The following is an 18,414-nucleotide window of genomic DNA, read 5'->3' as shown; positions in this document are numbered from 1 at the left end:
CCGGTAGAGTGAGCGGGTCGTCATCATGCCCGTACGGGGGGAAGCCGGTGCGAATCCGGCACTGACCCGCAACCGTGAGCCGCCCCGTCCAAGGGCGGCGAGTCGGAATGCCCCGCCCGGGACGTGACCGCCGGCACCGTCGAGGAATACGGAGCCGGAGCCTGGTGCCCCTGAGGCGTGCCGGTGCCCGGCCGCAGGAGAGGGCCCCATGAACACCGTCCGCCGCGGCGCCGCCGCGCTCGCCGCCGCAGCAGTCGTACTCGGCACCGGAGCGGCCCTTCCGGCCGCCGCCGCGCCGTCTCCGTCCGCATCCGCATCCGCCTCCGCCTCCGCCGATACGGCCTCCCCGTCGGCATCCGCATCCGGCGGCACCGCCTCCAGCGGTCTGTACGGCACGACGGACCCGACGTACGACGGTGTGTGGCGCCAGTCGCTCGCCTTCCTCGCCCAGCGCGGCACCGGCTATCAGCCCGCCGACCAGGCCGTGGACTGGCTCCTCGGCCAGCAGTGCGCCGACGGTTCCTTCAGCTCCTACCGCGCCGACACGACGCAGCCCTGCGACGCGAAGACGATGCGGGACACCAACGCCACCGCCCTCGCCGTCCAGGCGCTCGGCGCCGTCCGCCGCCAGGCCGCCGAACCGGAGAAGGTCAACACGGCCGTCACCGCCGGCGCCGACTGGCTGCGGTCCGTGCAGAACAAGGACGGCGGCTGGAGCTACACCCCCGGCGGCCCCAGCGACGCCAACTCCACCTCGGTGATCGTCGGCGCCCTCGCCGCGGTCGGCGTCAAGCCCGGCTCCTTCACCTCCCCCGAGGGCCGCACCCCCTACGACACGCTCCTCACCTTCGCCGTGCCCTGCTCCGACAAGGCCGGCGCCGGCGCGTTCGCGTACCAGCCCGACAAGACCGGCAAGCTGCTCGCCAACGCGGACGCCACCGCCGCGGCCACCCTCGCCGGGCTCGGCAAGAGCATCGTCTCCACCAAGGCCTCCCCGGACCAGGCCCCGACCTGCCAGGACCTGACGAAGCCGACCATCGAGCGGGCCGCCCTCAACGGCGCCTCCTACCTGACGAAGGCCCTCGCGAAGACCGGCCACCTCACCGCCCCGCCGATGCCCGGCTCCACCGACACGACGGAGAAGCCGGACATCGGCAACACCGCCGACGCGGTCGTGGCGCTCGCCGCCGCCGGTGCCGCCAAGGAAGCCCAGCCCGCGCTGGAATGGCTGGAGAAGAACTCCGCCGCCTGGGCGAAGGAGAGCGGCCCCGCCGCCTACGCGCAGCTGATCCTGGCCGCCCGCGCGACGGAGACCGACCCCCGCGAGTTCGGCACGACCGACCTGGTCGAGCAGCTCAACGCCCTGGGCCCCGCGCCCAAGAGCCCGGACACCTCCGCCGCCGCCACGAGCGACGACGAGGAATCCGGCTTCGACATCTGGTGGATCATCGGCATCGGCATGGTCGTCGGCGTCGGCATCGGCTTCCTCGTGAGCGGCCGCAAGAAGTGACGACCGCCATCACCGGACGTACGGCCCGGATCGCGGGCGCCGCGGCCGGGGCGCTCCTGACGCTCACCGCCGTCGCGGCGGCCCCGGCGCAGGCCGCCGGGTACCGCTACTGGTCGTTCTGGGAGAGCGACGGCGGGACGTCCTGGACCTACGCCACCCAGGGCCCGGCGACCGCCCGCCCCGCCGACGGCGACGCGATCGGCTTCCGCTTCGCGATCAGCCAGGGCACGAGCGACACGTCCAAGCCCTCCGCCGCCCCCGACTTCGCGGAGATCTGCGCGGGCGTGGAGAAGGAGGACGGCAGCAAGCGGATCGCGGTCGTCGTCGACTCCGGCGGCCCGAAGGACGCCCCGACCGGCGAGAAGCTCCCGGCGAAGCGGGTCGAGGTCGGCTGCGCGCAGGTCCGCGAGGACGCGACGGCCGCGGAGGCCCTGGCCGAGGTGGCGAAGCCGCTGCGGTACGACGGCGCGGCGATGCTGTGCGGGATCGCCGGGTATCCGGCGCGGGGCTGTGGCGAGCAGGTCGCGGAGAACGGTGAGAACACGGGAAGCGGAGAGCAGTCGGCGGCGCCGACCTCCACTCCCGCTGTCTCCGCTTCCTCCTCCGCCTCCGCCTCCGACGAGGGGAACGGCAGCCCGTCGATCGGCGTGCTCGCCGGCGGGGCGGCCGTGCTCGCCCTCGGCGGCGCCGCGATCTGGAAGGCCCGCCGTCGCGGATGAGCCCCACCCGTAGCAGCAGCAACAAGAACGACAACAGGAACACCAGCAGCAGGTTCACGGCCCCGGTGGCGAACCGGTCGAACGCCCTCCACGCCGGAGCCTGGTGGCTGTGGGCGCTCGGCCTGGCCGTCGCCGCCTCGCGCACGACCAACCCGCTGCTGCTCGGCCTGCTCGTCGGGGTCGCCGGGTACGTCGTGGCGGCCCGCCGCACGGACGCGCCCTGGGCGCGCTCGTACGGGGCGTTCGTGAAGCTCGGCCTGTTCGTCGTCTTCCTGCGGGTGGTCTTCTCGCTGCTGCTCGGCTCCCCCATCCCGGGGACCCACGTCCTGTTCACGCTGCCCGAGGTGCCGCTGCCCGAGTGGGTGCAAGGGGTACGGATCGGGGGCCGGGTCACCGCCGAGCAGCTGGTCTTCGCCCTCTACGACGGGGCGAAGCTGGCGACCCTGCTGATCTGCGTGGGCGCGGCGAACGCGCTGGCCAACCCGGCGCGGCTGCTGAAGTCGCTGCCGGGGGCCCTGTACGAGGCCGGGGTCGCCGTCGTCGTGGCGATGACCTTCGCGCCGAACATGGTCGCCGACGTGGTGCGCCTGCGGACCGCCCGCCGCCTCCGGGGCCGCCCCACGGGCGGGGTCCGGGCGGTGCTCCAGATCGGTCTTCCGGTGCTCGAAGGCGCGCTGGAGCGGTCGATCGCGGTGGCGGCCTCGATGGACGCGCGGGGTTACGGCCGGACGGCCCAGGTCCCCGCGTCCGTACGCCGTACGACGAACGCGCTGACCCTGGGCGGGCTGCTCGGGGTCTGCGCCGGTTCGTACGGGCTGCTCGCGGCGGAGGGCGCCGGGTACGGGCTGCCGCTGCTCGCCGCGGGGCTCCTCGCGGCCATGGCGGGGCTCCGGCTGGGCGGGCTGCGGACCGTACGGACCCGGTACCGGCCCGACCGCTGGGGCGTGCGGGCCTGGCTGGTCGCGGGCTCCGGGGTGGCGGTCGCGGTCCTGATGATCTGGGCGAACGCGTACGCACCGGAGGCGCTGCACCCCGGGGTCGTCCCCCTGGAGGCGCCGGAGCTGCCGCTGTGGCCGGCCGTGTCGATCCTGGTGGGCCTGGTCCCGGCGTTCGTGGCCCCCGTACCGCAGGAGTCCGCACCGCGGGAGTCCGTCCCCCGGGACACCGTCGCCAAGGAGAGCTCGTGATCCGCTTCGAGAACGTCTCGGTGAGGTACGAGGAGGGTGCCGAGCCCACCCTGCGCGACGTGAACCTCACCGTCCCCGAGGGAGAGCTCGTCCTGCTCGTCGGCCCGTCCGGCGTCGGCAAGTCGACCCTCCTCGGCGCGGTCTCCGGCCTCGTCCCGCACTTCACGGGCGGCACCCTGACCGGCCGGGTGACCGTCGACGGCCGGGACACCCGCGCGCATCCGCCGCGCGAGCTGGCGGACGTGGTGGGCACGGTCGGGCAGGACCCGTCGGCACACTTCGTGACGGACACGGTCGAGGACGAGCTCGCGTACGGGATGGAGTCCCTGGGGCTCGCCCCGGCCGTCATGCGGCGCCGGGTCGAGGAGACCCTCGACCTCCTGGGCCTCGCGGAACTCCGCGACCGCCCGATCGCCACGCTCTCCGGCGGGCAGCGGCAGCGCGTCGCGATCGGCTCGGTCCTGACGCCGCACCCCAAGGTCCTCGTCCTCGACGAGCCGACCTCGGCGCTGGATCCGTCGGCGGCGGAGGACGTCCTGGCGGTGCTCCAGCGCCTGGTCCACGACCTGGGCACGACGGTCCTCCTGGCCGAGCACCGCCTGGAGCGGGTCGTCCAGTACGCGGACCAGGTCATCCTCCTGCCGGACGGCGTCATGGGCCCGCCGGCCGAGATCATGGCGGCCTCACCGGTCCACCCGCCGGTGGTGGCGCTGGGCCGCCTGGCGGGCTGGGACCCGCTGCCGCTGACGGTGCGGGACGCGCGGCGGAGGTCGGGCGAGCTGAAGGAGCGGTTGGCGGGCCGGCTGGAAGGGCGGGACCCTGCGGGGCTGCTCCCCCACCCCGCCCCTTCCCGAAACCGGGGCTCCGCCCCGGACCCCGGTCCTCAGACTCCGGACGGGCTGGATCACTCAGGCGCGAGCGCGGCTCCGCCGCAGGGGGATTTTCCGGCCCCCACAGCGCCTTCCCGGCAGGGAGCCGTTTCAGCCCCGCCGGCGTTTGAGGCGCGGGGGTCCGGGGGCGGCGCCCCCGGTTTCGGGAAGGGGCGGGGTGGGGGAATCCTCCCGTTCCTACGCCGCCGCACCCGCACGACCGACCCGGCCACCGGCCCGGCCACCGACCCCACCCTCACCACACCCGCCACTCCCACCACTCCCCTCCTCCTCGCGGACGCGCTCGGCGTGCGGCGCGGCCGCGTCGAAGCCCTCCGCAGGGTGGACCTCCAGGTCCGGGCCGGTGAGACCGTCGCGCTCATGGGGCGGAACGGCGCGGGCAAGTCCACCTTCCTCTCCACCGTCGTCGGCATGATCCCGCCGACCTCCGGCACCGTCCACGTCGCCGGCCGCACCCCCCACACCACCGCCCCCCGCGAGCTGATCCGCCAGGTCGGCCTCGTCCCGCAGGAGCCGAGGGATCTGCTGTACGCGGACACCGTCGCCGCCGAGTGCGCGGCGGCCGACGCGGACGCGGGCGCGGCGCCCGGGACCTGCCGGGACCTGGTCTCCGAGCTGCTTCCGGGCGTCGCGGACGACACCCACCCCCGGGACCTCTCCGAGGGACAGCGCCTCGCGCTCGCGCTGGCCGTGGTCCTGACCGGCCGCCCGCCCCTCCTCCTGCTCGACGAGCCGACGCGCGGCCTGGACTACGCGGCCAAGGCCCGGCTGGTCGCGCATCTGCGGGCGCTCGCGGCGGACGGTCACGCGATCGTGCTGGCCACGCACGACGTGGAGCTCGCGGCGGAGCTGGCGCACCGGGTGGTGATCATCGCGGACGGCGAGGTGGTCGCCGACGGCCCGACGGCCGAGGTCGTCGTGTCGTCCCCCGCGTTCTCCCCGCAGGTCGCCAAGATCCTCGCGCCGCAGCCCTGGCTCACGGTCGAACAGGTGGAGGCGGCGCTGTGAAGCACTCCGGCACCGGCACCGGCACCCGCCCCGTCCGGCTCGGCCCGCGCTCGATCACCGCGCTCGCCCTGGTCTCCTTCATCGGGATCGTCGGCATCTGCTGGCCGCTCTTCGCGGACGCGTCCTCGGCCGTCACCACGCACTCGGCGGATGCGCCGTGGCTCTTCGCCGCTCTGCTGCCGCTGCTGATCGCGGTCGTGATCGCGACGATCTCCGACTGCGGGATGGACGCCAAGGCGATCGCGATGCTGGGCGTGCTCGCCGCCGTGGGGGCCGCGCTCCGCCCGCTGGGGGCGGGGACGGCCGGCCTGGAGCCGATGTTCTTCCTGATGGTGCTGAGTGGCCGGGTCCTCGGGCCGGGCTTCGGTTTCGTCCTCGGCTCGGTGACGATGTTCGCGTCCGCGCTGCTCACGGGCGGGGTGGGCCCCTGGATGCCGACGCAGATGCTCGCGATGGGCTGGTTCACGATGGGGGCCGGGCTGCTGCCGGCTCCTGAGCGGCTCCGGGGCCGGGGTGAGCGGCTGATGCTCGCCGCGTACGGCTTCGTGGCGGCGTTCGCGTACGGCACGATCACCAATCTCTACGGCTGGGTGACGATCGGTGGCGCAGAGGTAGCGGCGGGCGACGGAAGCGGTGGAATCTACTTCGTGCCCGGCGATTCGACCCACGAGAACCTGGTCCGCTTCCTCGCCTACGTCGTCGCGACCTCCCTCGGCTGGGACCTCGGCCGCGCCGCCCTCACCGTCGTCCTCACCCTCACCATCGGATCCACGCTCCTGAAGGCCCTCCGACGTGCCACACGAAGGGCGAACTTCGAGGCCCAGGTCACATTCGAAGGCCCGGAAAAGGCCGCTGCGGGTGAGCCGCCCCACAGGACCTACGTCACGTACGAGCGGAAATAGTAGCCAGGCGTACCCGCCCAAATCGCCCCACAGCAGGGCATGACCTGCGGAAATCCCCCACACCCACCCTGCACTCACCCCCCGGGACCTTCCGCCCGGGTCCGAACCTTCCTCGTACAAGGGGTCGTTGCGTCGGCGCTCCGGCCCTGGTTCTGTAGAGGACGTCGCCAGGCAGCCGGTGTTCATCACGGCGCTTCGGACGGCCGGTTCCCCCCAGTTCCCGGGTCTCCCGGGCTCTGGTTCCGGCATGCCGAAATCGCCCGGCGCGGCCCTTGTTCCCGACGTTAGGTAGATACGTTGTTCCGCTCGCTCACCACTCGTGCCTCTGCCCGCAACAAGAAGATCGCCGCCACCGCAGCTGTGCTGCTGGGTGCGTCGGGTGCGGTGCTCGGTACGACCGGCTCGGCTTCGGCCGCCAGCCCGCAGGAGCTCGCTCGCGACATCGTCCCCTCCTCGCAGTACGCGTCCTTCAGCAAGATCGTCGAGCACGAGTCGCACTGGAACCACACCGCGACCAACTCGTCCAGCGGCGCGTACGGCCTGGTCCAGGCCCTCCCGGCCTCGAAGATGTCCTCGGCCGGTTCCGACTGGAAGACCAACCCGGCCACGCAGATCAAGTGGGGCCTGAACTACATGAACGAGCGCTACGGCTCCCCGAACGCCGCCTGGGCGTTCTGGCAGGCCAACGGCTGGTACTAAGAGTCCCTGCCGCCGCACAGCGCACCCGCAAGGCCCCGCCCTCCTCTCGGAGGGGCGGGGCCTGCGGCGTTTTCGGCTCTGGATTTTTAGTAGACCGGTCGTCTAGTGTTCGGGGCACCGGCGGGCACCGCACCCGGAAGACCCCGCCGCGACCGACCCCGGAGGCCACCCCATGTCCGCACCCGCACCCGCACCCGCGCCCACGCCCAGACCCACACCCACTCCCCTCCCGCCCGGCCGGTTCGGCGAGCTCGTCGGCATCGCGCTCCCGATCGTGCAGGGACCCTTCGGCGGCGGCCTGTCCTCCGTCGAGCTCGCCGCGACGGTGTCCGAAGGCGGCGGCCTCGGCTCGTACGGGGCCCACATCCACACCCCGGAGGAGATCACCGCCCTGGTGGCCCGGCTCCGCGCGGCCACCGACCGCCCGTTCGCGGTGAACCTCTGGGTGCCACAGGAGGGCGAGGCACGCGGACTCCCGGCGGCCGCGCCGGCCGAGCACGCCGCCCCGGCCGAGCACGCCGAGCACATCGCACCGGCGGAGCACGCCGAGCTCGCCGAGCACGTCGAGCGGCTGCGGCCGTACTACGAGGAGCTCGGCGTACGGGCTCCGAGCGCCGAGGACGTACGGGCCCGGCCGGACTTCGACGAGCAGCTCGACGCCCTGCTCGCCGCGGCCCCGCCCGTGATCAGCCTGGTCATGGGCCTGCCGCCGCGCCGTCTCGTCGCCGAGGCCCGGCGGCGCGGGATCGTCGTGGTGGGCACGGCGACCACGGTCGACGAGGCCGTGGCCCTGGAGGAGGCCGGGGTGGACGCGGTCGTCGCGTCCGGCAGCGACGCCGGCGGGCACCGGGGCGCTTTTCTCCGGCCGGTACGGGAGTCCCTGGTCGGCACCTTCTCGCTCGTCCCGCAGGTGGCGGACGCGGTGTCCGTCCCCGTCGTCGCGGCGGGCGGGATCGCCGACGGGCGCGGGATCGCCGCAGCGCTCGCGCTCGGCGCGGACGCGGTCCAGATCGGCACGGGCTTCCTCGCCGCCCGCGAGTCCGGGGCGAGCGAGGCGCACCGGCGGACCCTCGGCACCCCGGAGTCGCGGACGACCGTACTGACCCGGCTCTTCTCCGGGCGTACGGCGCGGGGCATCCCGAACGACTTCGTCCGGGACATGGCGGCCCACGAGGAGCTCGTCCCCCCGTACCCCGTGCAGAACGCGCTGATGGCGCCGATCCGCCGGGCCGCCGCCGAGCAGGGCCGGCCCGAGTACGTGAACCTCTGGGCCGGCCAGGCCGCCGCGCTCGCGCAGGAGTCGCCCTCGGCCGCCGCGTACCTCTCCGCGCTCGTGGAACAGACGGTCAGAGCCGCTGGATGATCGTCCCGGTGGCGACCGCGCCGCCCGCGCACATGGTGATGAGCGCGAACTCCTTGTCGGTGCGCTCCAGTTCGTGCAAGGCGGTGGTGATGAGCCGGGCTCCGGTCGCGCCGACGGGGTGGCCGATGGCGATGGCGCCGCCGTTGACGTTGACCTTCTCCAGGTCCTGGTCGAAGACCTGCGCCCAGCTCAACACCACCGACGCGAAGGCCTCGTTGATCTCGACGAGGTCGATGTCCTTCAGGCTCATCCCGGCCTTGCCGAGGACCGCGCGGGTCGCGTCGATCGGCCCGTCGAGGTGGTAGTGCGGGTCGGCGCCGACGAGGGCCTGGGCGACGATCCGGGCGCGCGGACGGAGCTTGAGGGCCCGGGCCATGCGTTTGGAGGCCCACATGATCGCGGAGGCGCCGTCGGAGATCTGGGAGGAGTTCCCGGCGGTGTGGACGGCGGTCGGCATGACGGGCTTGAGCCGCCCGAGGCCCTCCATGGTGGTGTCGCGGAGGCCTTCGTCGCGGTCGACGAGCCGCCACATGCCCTGGCCCGCGGCCTGTTCGGCCTCGGTGGTGGGGACCTGGACGGCGAAGGTCTCGCGCTTGTACCGCTCCTCGGCCCAGGCGACGGCGGCCCGTTCCTGGGAGAGGAGGCCGAGGGAGTCGACGCGCTCGCGGGTGAGGCCGCGGCGGCGGGCGATGCGCTCGGCGGCCTCGAACTGGTTGGGCAGGTCGACGTTCCACTCGTCGGGGAACGGCTTGCCGGGGCCGTGCTTGGAGCCGGAGCCGAGCGGGACGCGGGACATGGCCTCGACGCCGCAGCTGATCCCGATGTCGATGACGCCGGCCGCGACCATGTTGGCGACCATGTGGCTGGCCTGCTGCGAGGAGCCGCACTGACAGTCCACCGTCGTGGCGGCCGTCTCGTAGGGCAGCCCCATGGTGAGCCAGGCGGTGCGCGCCGGGTTCATGGACTGCTCGCCGGCGTGGGTGACCGTACCGCCGACGATCTGTTCGACGCAGTCGGCGTGGATGCCGGTGCGGCCGAGGAGTTCACGGTAGGTCTCGCCCAGGAGGTAGGCGGGATGGAGGTTGGCGAGCGCGCCTCCGCGCTTGCCGATGGGGGTGCGTACGGCTTCGACGATGACGGGTTCCGCGGCCATGAGCTCGTCCTCTCCTCGACCGGTCGGGGTGTCCCGGCACCTCGTCCGGTCGGCGTCCCGGGGGAACTAGTACGCGTTCTAGTTCTGAGTGCAGTCTTATGACTGCTACCTCGGGTACGCAAGGGTCCGGGACGCAACAGTTCTCGCTCCGCCTCTTGCTACTTGGCGAACTCGTTACTAACTTTCCCGGCAGTTTCTGATGGGCCATCAGATAATCATCGGATAATGGAGCGTGTTGCCGATGCCCTGCCCTCACCTCCCCGAAGGGTTCGACGCCACGGACCCCGACCTCCTCCGTACCCGCGTACCCCTGCCGGAGTTCGCCGAACTGCGGCAGACCGCCCCCGTGTGGTGGTGCCCCCAGCCGGCCGGCGTCACGGGCTTCCAGGACGAGGGGTACTGGGCCGTCACGCGTCACGCGGACGTCAAGTACGTGTCCACGCACCCGGAGTTGTTCTCCTCGAACCTCAACACCGCCGTGATCCGCTTCAACGAGAGCATCGCCCAGGAGCAGATCGACGTCCAGAAGCTGATCATGCTCAACATGGACCCGCCCGAGCACACCCGGGTCCGCCAGATCGTCCAGCGCGGCTTCACCCCCCGGGCGATCCGCAGCCTGGAGACGGTCCTGCGCGACCGCGCCCGCGCCATCGCCGAGGAGGCCCGGCAGGGCGCCGGACCCGACGGCACCTTCGACTTCGTGACCCAGGTCGCCGTCGAACTGCCCCTCCAGGCAATCGCCGAACTCATCGGCGTCCCCCAGGAGGACCGCTCCCGGATCTTCGACTGGTCGAACAAGATGATCGCGTACGACGATCCCGAGTACGCCATCACCGAAGAGGTCGGCGCCGAGGCCGCCATGGAGCTCATCGGCTACGCGATGACCATGGCCGCGGCCCGCAAGGAGTGCCCGGCCGCCGACATCGTCAGTCAGCTCGTCGCCGCCGAGGGCCAGGGCAACCTCTCCTCCGACGAGTTCGGCCTCTTCGTCCTCCTCCTCGCCGTCGCCGGCAACGAGACCACGCGCAACGCCATCAGCCACGGCATGCACGCCTTCCTCACCCACCCCGACCAGTGGGAGCTCTTCAAGCGGGAACGGCCCGCGACCACCGCCGAGGAGATCGTGCGCTGGGCGACCCCGGTGGTCTCCTTCCAGCGGACCGCGACCCAGGACACCGAGATCGGCGGGCAGAAGATCAGCGCGGGCGACCGCGTCGGCATCTTCTACTCCTCCGCCAACAACGACCCCGAGGTCTTCACCGACCCCGAGCGCTTCGACATCACCCGCGACCCCAACCCGCACCTCGGCTTCGGCGGCGGCGGACCGCACTTCTGCCTCGGCAAGTCGCTCGCCGTCAAGGAGATCGACCTGATCTTCAACGCGATCGCGGACGTCCTGCCCGACCTCACGCTCGCGGGCGAACCCCGCAGGCTGCGGGCGGCCTGGCTGAACGGCGTGAAGGAACTCAGGGTCCGCACGGCATGAGCCGTGCGCCCGGCGGAACCGGATCACCACGGGCGGCGTCCGACCCCACATGCGGGGGACACACGGAACAAGCCCGACCACCGGACTCCTGGCCACCAGACTCCTGGCCACCGGCCGGGCCCTGGCCACCAGCCTGACCGGCCGGGCCCTGGCCGGCAGAGTCGTCACCATCGTCATCGCGCTGCTCGCGCTCCAACTCGGCCAGCTCGTCGCACCGGCGTACGCCTGCGGCTGCGGCGCCATGATCCCGGACAAGGCCGAACGCATCGGCGTCGACCGCGAGGAGTCGGCCGTCCACTGGGACGGCGACACCGAGACCGTCGTCATGCGCTTCCGCGTCCACGGGAACGCCCGGCGGGCCGCCTGGATCATGCCGGTGCCCGCCCGGGCCGACGTGTCCCTCGGCGACCCGGCGCTCTTCGACGCGCTCGACCGGCTCACGGAGCCCGAGCAGCGCGACCGCCACTACTTCTGGCCGCGCGAGGACGACTGGCCGTTCGACGACGACTACGGCGACGGAGCCGGGGTCGGAGCCCCGCCCCCCGGCGCGGACGCCGGCGTCGGGCTCGTCGGCCGCGAGCGGCTCGGCCCCTTCGACGTCGCCCGGCTGACCGCCACCGACCCCGACGCCCTCGGCGACTGGCTCCGCACCAACGGCTTCGAACTCCCCGAACGGCTCACCGGCGCGCTGCGCCCGTACGTGGACCGGAAGTGGGAGTACGTCGCGGTCCGCCTCGCGCCCGAGGAGAAGGACGCGGTCCTCTCCGGCGAGCTCACCCCGCTGCGGATCGCCTTCGCCTCCCCCGAACTCGTCTACCCCATGCGGCTGTCGCGGCTCGCGAAGAACGCCCAGACGCTCGGCCTCCACATCCTCGCCGACCACCGGATGGAGCCGCGCTCCCCCATCGGAGGCGAAAGCCCCGAGGTCACCTTCGCGGGCCGGATCGACACCCCGGAGGGCGCGGTCGCCGGACTCGCGGGCTCGGGACCGACCTACCTCACCGCCCTGGAGCAGCGGTTCCCGCAGCCCGACCGCATCGACGACGACCACCACCTCCGCGCGGTCGCGGACACTCCGTACCGCGAAGTCGTCTACCACGACCGCCTGTTGATGTTCGGCGGCGGAATCCCCGCCTGGCTCGCGACGGTCGGCGGCGGCGCGCTGCTCGCGACGGCGGCGACGCTCCTCGCCGTACGCGCGTCGAGGCGCCGTCCGGACCCCACCCCAGGTGTACGTTCGCCCGCATGACGAACCCTCAGTGGAGCGAAGTCGACCGATACGTCACCGAGCTGCTCGCCCCGGCCGACGAGGCGCTGACCGGCGCGCTCGCCGCGTCCACGGCGGCCGGCCTGCCCGAGATCGCGGTCGCCCCGAACCAGGGCAAGCTGCTGCACCTGCTCGCCGCGATGCAGGGCGCCCGGAACATCCTGGAGATCGGCACCCTCGGCGGCTACAGCACGATCTGGCTGGCGCGCGCCCTGCCCGCCGACGGCCGGCTGATCACCCTGGAGTACGACCCCGCCCACGCGGACGTCGCCCGCGCCAACATCGCCCGCGCCGGCCTCGACAAGCTCGTCGAGGTCCGCACGGGCGCGGCCCTGGACAGCCTGCCGCAGCTGGAGGCGGAAGGCGCGGGCCCGTTCGACCTGGTCTTCATCGACGCGGACAAGGTCAACAACCCGCGGTACGTGGAGTGGGCGCTGAAGCTCTCCCGCCCGGGCACGGTGATCGTCGTCGACAACGTGGTGCGCGGCGGGAAGGTCGCCACCGCGCACCCGGACGACCCGGCGATCACGGGCACGCGCGAGATGTTCGAACTGGTGGCACGCGAACCCCGGCTGGACGCGACCGCGTTCCAGACGGTCGGCACGAAGGGCCACGACGGCCTGCTGCTGGCCCGCGTCGTCGGCTAGGGCCTGTCGGCCAGGGGGCGTCAGCCAGGGGTGGCGGACAGGCCCTAGGGGGCGTCCTGCCGCCATCCCACGAACAGCGGCACCTCCCCGTCGCCGTCGAGGACGACGACGCCGAAGGGCCGGTCGAAGGCGATCCGCTCCACCACGGTGGGGCGGGGCGCGGCCCCAGTCCGGGTCATCGTCACCTGGGTGACGGCCGCGGCCTCGACCCCCTCCTCGGCGACCTCCACGACGGCCTCCTGGAGGACCTTGTCGATGTACATGTCGGCCGCGGAGATCCCGGAGAAGTCGGCCTCGGGCCCCAGCGCGAGCCGGACGCCGAGGGCGTCGAGGTGCGGGCGGACGTCGGTCTTCGTCCGCAGCGTGAAACGCGGCAGCAAGAGGTCGACCGAGTCGGCCGCGAGCGGCGTCCGCTCCCGGGGCCCAGCCCCGCCCCCGTCCCCGTCCCCGGCCCAGGCGGCCGGCAGTACGTCACGGGGTCCGGCGCCCTCCGCCCCCAGCGCGAACCGCACCCGGGCCCCGCCCTCGCACGGCAGCTCGACGACGGCGACCCCGTCCACGTACCGGACCCACGCGGCGGGAATCCGCTGCCGCATGGTCGGTACGGGCCGGGTGACGCCGCTCCCGTCGGTGAAGGGCTCGTCGCGGGTCAGGTGCGCGGGGAAGGCGGTCCGCCAGGAGGCCTTCAGGGCGAGGGCGTTGAGCAGAACGAGGTCCTCGGACCCTTCGAGGTCGAGCGGCAGGGACGACATCCGCCCGCCGGTGACCCGCCGCACCCACGCGTCGAGCTCCTCCTGGGCGTCGGGGATCTCCCCCGACGACATGTCGTCCGTCGCTCCGAAGACCGAGTCGGGCAGGGCCTGGTAGGCCGCGCCGGGCAGCACCCCGAAGCCGACCCCGGGCAGCCCGCGCCGGAAGCCGTCCAGGATCGGCATCGTGCTCCACACCCCGGTCGCCACCGCGACCCCGTCCGTCCCCCCGAGCCACCGCCCGACCTCGGTCACGGCCCGCGCCGCCGCCTCCCCCTCGACCCCGAGCAGCCCCGCCAGCTCCTCCCCGGTCCGCCCCCGCGCCCCGGAGGCGACGGCCCCGAGGGCCAGCCACAACCCGACGGGCGACACGACGAAGTCACCGCGGTCGCCGCTCTCGCTGATCTCGCCGATCTCGCCGTCGAGCCGGCTCAACCAGCGCGCGGCCAGGCTCCGTACCGCGTCCGCCCCACCCGCCACCTCGAACCCGACCATGCCGTGCCCCCTGTCTCGTCCGTCGTACCTCGTACCTCGTGCCTCATGAGCATGATGACCGCTCACGCCGTCCCGACGGCCGGTGTAGGAGACTGCAGACACATGATCAAGGCCCGGCACGGCGCCCGGCCTGCAGGTACGTACTGAGAGGTGTCGTGTGCCCAGTGTGGTGAAGATCAACGTCCTGACCGTTCCGGCCGAGCAGCGTGAGGTCCTGGAGCAGCGCTTCGCCTCCCGCGCCGGGTCCGTGGAGGGATCCGACGGCTTCGAGTGGTTCGAGCTGCTGCGCCCGCTGGAGGGCACCGACCAGTACCTCGTCTACACCCGCTGGCGCAGCGAGGAGGACTTCCAGAACTGGATGAACGGCTCCATGAAGGCCGCGCACGGCGGCGGCGGTGGCGGCGAGGGCGGCGGCGAGCGTCCGAAGCCGGCCGCTTCCGGGTCCACCCTCTGGTCGTTCGAGGTCGTGCAGCAGGCGTCCCCGAAGAACTGAGCTGCGCCCCAGGCCGTGCGCGCCGCACAATGGCGCGCATGACCTGGACCTTCTCCACCGAGCGCGTCGACACCCCGGACGCGTCCGCCCTCCGCCGTGACTACTACGACGACGTCGCCAGCCGCTACTGGAAGCGCCCCGCGACCGGGGCCGAGATCGACGAGGGGCTGACCAACGACGGGGTCGAGCTCCTCACCCCGCCGACCGGGCAGTTCTTCGTCGCGCGGTACGAGGGCAAGGCGGCCGGCTGCGGCGGGGTCCTCATGCTCGACGGCGAGCGCGGCGAGCGCGCCGAGCTGACCCGGGTCTTCCTGCGTCACGCCTTCCGCGGCCTGGGCGGGGCCGGGGCCCTGCTCGGCGAGCTGGAGGACGCGGCGCGCGGCCTCGGCGCCCGCCGGATGGTCCTCAACACCCGCCTGGACCTGGTCGAGGCACGCGCCCTGTACACACGGCACGGGTACGAGGAGATCCCGGCGTACTGCACAGGGCCGTACATGGACATCTGGTACGGCAAGCAGCTCTGACCGTGCTCTGACCGCGCTCTGACCGAGGGGTCAGCCGCTCCAGACGACGACGTCGAAGACGCCGCTCGTGTCGGAGCCCTGCCCGGTCACTTCCTTGACGGTCAGCCGGGCGAGCCTGCCGTCGTTCGTGCGGGCGCAGACGACCAGGCCCGTCTTCATCTTCATGTCCGTCGACGTCCCCAGGGTGTCGACGACACCGGCGCAGTCCGCGTGCGTCGGCACCTTCGCCGTGTCCTTCCACACCAGCGACTTGGCCCCGGCCTCGGGCCGCAGCATGGGGGTCGTGCCGAAGGGATAGACGGAGAAGTCGTTCTCCTCGTTGATCTCGGACTCCACGGGGGGCGCGGAGTCCAGATCCTTGTCCTCATCGAACGTGATCGCCAGGGCGCCCTGCCACTCGACCGTCCCGGCCGGCTTCGCGGGCGGGGTGGCGGGCGGGGTCGTGGGCGGGGTCGCCGAAGCCGACGACTCCGGGGACTGCGTGGAGTCCGTACCGCCCGTGGAGTCCGTGCCGGCCGTGGCGCCCTGGCTCTGCGACGCGTCCGAGGGAGCGTCGTCGCCGCCCCGGACTTCCTCGCCGGGCGTGGTGGTCGAGGTCGCCGGTGCCTGTGCGGCGGGCGGTGCGGGGTCCGCGTTGGTTTTGCCGCTGCTCACCAGGTACGTGCCGACGACACCGATGACCGCCGCCACGAGAGTGGCGCCCGCGCCGATCCAGGCCCCTCGGTGCGAGGCCGCGCGTGCCGGAGCGGCCGGTATCTGTGTGCCGTAGGCGCCGTTCGCGACGTACCCGCCGTTTCCGTCGTTCGACCAGCCCTGACGTGGCTCTCCGCTGTTCATCCTGCCCATCCCCCCTGTGATGCGATCTTGAAGGGGACAGCCTACTGAGGGGCCCTGAACAGCCGTCATACAGGGTTCACCGTCATGGAGTTCGCCCCTACGCGTGGTGGTCGCGCGGCGGTTCGGGGGTGTTCGGGCGCTCCCCGTCCGAGCCGTTCAGCTCCGCCGTCAGCTCCTCCACCAGCTGCACGAGGTCGGTCGGCCGGTCGGGTCCCCACCAGTCGCCGAGCAGCTCGGCGAGCGACTCCTCGCGCGCATGGGCGAGCTTCGTCGCCACCTCGACGCCCTCCTCGGTGAGGATGAGCTGGACTCCCTCACGGGTGGCCAGCCGTCCCTCCTCCACCTGCCGGGCGGCTTCCGTGATCACCCGCAGGGGTACGGGGGTGGTCTCGGCGAGCCGGGCGGGTTCGACGGTGCCGTGGCGGCGGATCCGCAGCAGCAGCCAGCTCGCGGCGGGCTGCAGGTCGAGCCCGGCGCGGGCGGTGATCTTCACGTAGATCTCCCTGCGGCCCTCCCGGGAGCCGAGGAGGGAGAGCGCCCGGGCGCATTCCTCGTACGAGGAGCGCTCGACGGGGTTCGAGGCGAGGGTCTGGCTCGTGTCCGGGGCCGTGACCGCGCCGCGCAGCTTGTCCTCCTTGAGGAACCAGGCGACGACGAAGGCGACGAGGACGACCGGCGCCGCGTACAGGAAGACGTCGGTGATGGACGTGGCGTACGCGTGGAGGACGGAGGGGCGGAGGTCGGCCGGGAGCTCGCCGATGGCGCGCGGGTCGGCGGCGACCTGTTCGGGGCCGATGCCGGGCGGGATCTCCTCTCCGGCGCCCGCCGCACTCGCGAAGACGTCGTCGAGTTTGCTGGTGAGCCGGCTGGTGAAGACGGTGCCGAAGACGGCGACGCCGAAGGACGCGCCGATGGAGCGGAAGAAGGTCGCTCCGGAGGTGGCGACGCCGAGGTCCTCGTAGGAGACGGCGTTCTGCACGACCAGGACGAGGACCTGCATGACGAGGCCGAGCCCGGCGCCGAAGACGAAGAAGTAGATGCTCATCTCCCACGTGGAGGTGTTCTCCGTCAGCTCGTTGAGGAGGAGCAGCCCGAGTGCGGTGAGGGCCGTGCCGGCGATCGGGAAGACCTTCCAGCGGCCGGTGCGGGAGACGATCTGGCCGGAGGCGGTCGTGGTGATCAGCATGCCGAGGACCATGGGCAGCATGTGAACGCCGGACATGGTCGGGGTGACGCCCTGCACCACCTGGAGGAAGGTGGGGAGGTAGGTCATCGCGCCGAACATCGCGAAGCCGACGATGAAGCTGATGACCGAGACCAGGGTGAAGGTCCGAATCCGGAACAGCTTCAGCGGCAGGACTGGTTCGGCGGCGCGCCGCTCGACGTGCACGAACCAGACGAGGAGTACGGCTCCGAGGACGGCGAGGCCGATGATCTGCGCCGAGCCCCAGTCCCAGGTGGTGCCGCCGAGGGAGGCGACCAGGACGAGGCAGGTGGCGACCGAGGCGATGAGGAAGGTGCCGAGGTAGTCGATGGAGTGCCGGGTGGAGCGCACCGGGATGTGGAGCACGGCGGCGATGACGAAGAGGGCGACGATCCCGATCGGCAGGTTGATGTAGAAGACCCAGCGCCAGGAGAGGTGCTCGGTGAAGAGGCCGCCGAGCAGCGGTCCGAGGACGCTGGTGGCGCCGAAGACGGCGCCGAAGAGCCCCTGGTACTTGCCGCGCTCGCGCGGGGACACGAGGTCGCCGACGATCGCCATCGACAGGACCATGAGGCCGCCGCCGCCGAGGCCCTGGAGGGCGCGGAAGCCGATGAGCTGCGGCATGTTCTGGGCGATGCCGCAGAGGGCGGAGCCGATGAGGAAGAGGACGATGGCGGCCTGGAAGAGCTTCTTGCGGCCGTACTGGTCACCGAGCTTGCCCCAGAGCGGGGTGGCCGCCGTGGACGCCAGCATGTAGGCGGTGACCACCCAGGAGAGGTGTTCCATGCCGCCGAGTTCGCTGACGATGGTCGGCAGGGCGGTGGAGACGATCGTCTGGTCGAGGGCGGCGAGCAGCATGCCGAGCAGCAGCGCGCCGATCGCGACGAGGACCGTGCGGTGGCTCTGCCCCTCTCCGGGCAGGGGATCGCCACCGAGCTGGGACGGGCTCGTTTCCTGGGCCATGGGCATGTCTCCTCGGGCCGCTCCTCGGACAACTCCTCCATCCTGATCCGAATGTCCCTATATGGCCTGCTGGGGGGTGCTACCGGCCCCCTCCGGCCGGAGCGCCGAACAGGGGCAAGCTGCATAATCGCTCGCAGTTGTCTCGGGGAGGGGACCCATCATGACCGGACATGCCTGTCCTGAATGCGGTGGACAAAGACCTGGCTGCACCTGCGCCCAGGCGGAGATAGCGGCGGCCGAGGACTTCGATCCGCTCCGGATCCGTCCGTACGTGACGCTGGACGCGACGGAGCCGACGGGGGGTATGGGGCCTGTCGG

General features: G+C 72.6%; 16 protein-coding genes and 1 riboswitch. Of the genes, 12 read left to right on the top strand and 4 right to left on the bottom strand.

Going from position 1 to position 18,414, the window contains the following annotated elements; genetic code table 11:
* Positions 1–37: 37 nt before the first annotated feature.
* Positions 38–113: riboswitch (cobalamin riboswitch) on the top strand.
* A gap of 95 nt (positions 114–208) precedes the next feature.
* From ACZ6K0_RS16555 to ACZ6K0_RS16525, 7 genes are all read left to right on the top strand, one after another.
* Positions 209–1,510, top strand: a complete 1,302-nt coding sequence (locus ACZ6K0_RS16555) for a prenyltransferase/squalene oxidase repeat-containing protein (protein WP_469228576.1) — start codon at positions 209–211, stop codon at positions 1,508–1,510.
* Entirely contained in the window at positions 1,507–2,229 is a 723-nt protein-coding gene (locus tag ACZ6K0_RS16550) for an SCO2322 family protein (RefSeq protein ID WP_376404851.1), read from the top strand. The genes ACZ6K0_RS16555 and ACZ6K0_RS16550 overlap by 4 nt, the downstream gene beginning before the upstream one ends.
* Positions 2,226–3,416, top strand: a complete 1,191-nt coding sequence (locus ACZ6K0_RS16545) for an energy-coupling factor transporter transmembrane component T (RefSeq protein ID WP_469228578.1) — start codon at positions 2,226–2,228, stop codon at positions 3,414–3,416. The genes ACZ6K0_RS16550 and ACZ6K0_RS16545 overlap by 4 nt, the downstream gene beginning before the upstream one ends.
* Entirely contained in the window at positions 3,413–5,314 is a 1,902-nt protein-coding gene (locus ACZ6K0_RS16540) for an ABC transporter ATP-binding protein (RefSeq protein ID WP_469228580.1), read from the top strand. Before ACZ6K0_RS16545 ends, ACZ6K0_RS16540 begins: the two co-directional genes overlap by 4 nt.
* A complete protein-coding gene (locus tag ACZ6K0_RS16535; protein WP_469228581.1) occupies positions 5,311–6,216 on the top strand; it encodes an ECF transporter S component in 906 nt (301 codons plus the stop codon). Before ACZ6K0_RS16540 ends, ACZ6K0_RS16535 begins: the two co-directional genes overlap by 4 nt.
* Positions 6,217–6,513: 297 nt before the next feature.
* Positions 6,514–6,915, top strand: coding sequence for an aggregation-promoting factor C-terminal-like domain-containing protein (locus tag ACZ6K0_RS16530; RefSeq protein WP_376404859.1), 402 nt, complete (start codon positions 6,514–6,516; stop codon positions 6,913–6,915).
* 172 nt (positions 6,916–7,087) lie between these two features.
* A complete protein-coding gene (locus ACZ6K0_RS16525; RefSeq protein WP_469228582.1) occupies positions 7,088–8,278 on the top strand; it encodes an NAD(P)H-dependent flavin oxidoreductase in 1,191 nt (396 codons plus the stop codon).
* Here the strand turns inward: ACZ6K0_RS16525 and ACZ6K0_RS16520 are convergent.
* On the bottom strand, positions 8,262–9,431 hold the full coding sequence (locus tag ACZ6K0_RS16520; RefSeq protein ID WP_376404863.1) for a steroid 3-ketoacyl-CoA thiolase: 1,170 nt from the start codon (positions 9,429–9,431) through the stop codon (positions 8,262–8,264). The genes ACZ6K0_RS16525 and ACZ6K0_RS16520 overlap by 17 nt on opposite strands.
* Positions 9,432–9,672: 241 nt before the next feature.
* On the opposite strand from ACZ6K0_RS16520, the gene ACZ6K0_RS16515 reads away from it, so the two are divergent.
* Genes ACZ6K0_RS16515 through ACZ6K0_RS16505 form a run of 3 tightly spaced genes read left to right on the top strand, consistent with a single transcriptional unit; the run spans position 9,673 to position 12,831 of the window.
* Positions 9,673–10,917 carry a cytochrome P450 gene (locus ACZ6K0_RS16515; protein WP_469228584.1) on the top strand — a complete coding sequence of 415 codons (1,245 nt, stop codon included), beginning with the start codon at positions 9,673–9,675 and terminating at the stop codon, positions 10,915–10,917.
* Between the two features lie 49 nt (positions 10,918–10,966).
* The gene (locus tag ACZ6K0_RS16510) at positions 10,967–12,166 is read left to right on the top strand and encodes a DUF2330 domain-containing protein (RefSeq protein ID WP_469228585.1); all 1,200 of its coding nucleotides are present in this window, start codon (positions 10,967–10,969) and stop codon (positions 12,164–12,166) included.
* Positions 12,163–12,831 carry an O-methyltransferase gene (locus ACZ6K0_RS16505; RefSeq protein ID WP_376404869.1) on the top strand — a complete coding sequence of 223 codons (669 nt, stop codon included), beginning with the start codon at positions 12,163–12,165 and terminating at the stop codon, positions 12,829–12,831. The genes ACZ6K0_RS16510 and ACZ6K0_RS16505 overlap by 4 nt, the downstream gene beginning before the upstream one ends.
* Positions 12,832–12,875: 44 nt before the next feature.
* On the opposite strand, the gene ACZ6K0_RS16500 is transcribed toward ACZ6K0_RS16505, so the two are convergent.
* Positions 12,876–14,075, bottom strand: coding sequence for a serpin family protein (locus ACZ6K0_RS16500; RefSeq protein WP_469228587.1), 1,200 nt, complete (start codon positions 14,073–14,075; stop codon positions 12,876–12,878).
* 157 nt (positions 14,076–14,232) lie between these two features.
* On the opposite strand from ACZ6K0_RS16500, the gene ACZ6K0_RS16495 reads away from it, so the two are divergent.
* Both ACZ6K0_RS16495 and ACZ6K0_RS16490 read left to right on the top strand, forming a co-directional pair.
* Positions 14,233–14,568 (top strand): antibiotic biosynthesis monooxygenase family protein, encoded by a 336-nt coding sequence (locus ACZ6K0_RS16495; RefSeq protein ID WP_469228589.1) that lies wholly within the window; start codon positions 14,233–14,235, stop codon positions 14,566–14,568.
* A gap of 29 nt (positions 14,569–14,597) precedes the next feature.
* Positions 14,598–15,092, top strand: coding sequence for a GNAT family N-acetyltransferase (locus ACZ6K0_RS16490; RefSeq protein WP_469228591.1), 495 nt, complete (start codon positions 14,598–14,600; stop codon positions 15,090–15,092).
* 30 nt (positions 15,093–15,122) lie between these two features.
* On the opposite strand, the gene ACZ6K0_RS16485 is transcribed toward ACZ6K0_RS16490, so the two are convergent.
* Together ACZ6K0_RS16485 and ACZ6K0_RS16480 are read right to left on the bottom strand one after the other, a co-directional pair.
* Entirely contained in the window at positions 15,123–15,929 is an 807-nt protein-coding gene (locus ACZ6K0_RS16485; RefSeq protein ID WP_469228592.1) for a hypothetical protein, read from the bottom strand.
* 97 nt (positions 15,930–16,026) lie between these two features.
* The gene (locus tag ACZ6K0_RS16480; protein WP_469228594.1) at positions 16,027–18,096 is read right to left on the bottom strand and encodes an MDR family MFS transporter; all 2,070 of its coding nucleotides are present in this window, start codon (positions 18,094–18,096) and stop codon (positions 16,027–16,029) included.
* Between the last annotated feature and the right edge of the window lie 318 nt (positions 18,097–18,414).

Source organism: Streptomyces sp. NPDC042346 (assembly GCF_055581845.1).
This window is presented reverse-complemented; position numbering and strand designations above follow the sequence as displayed.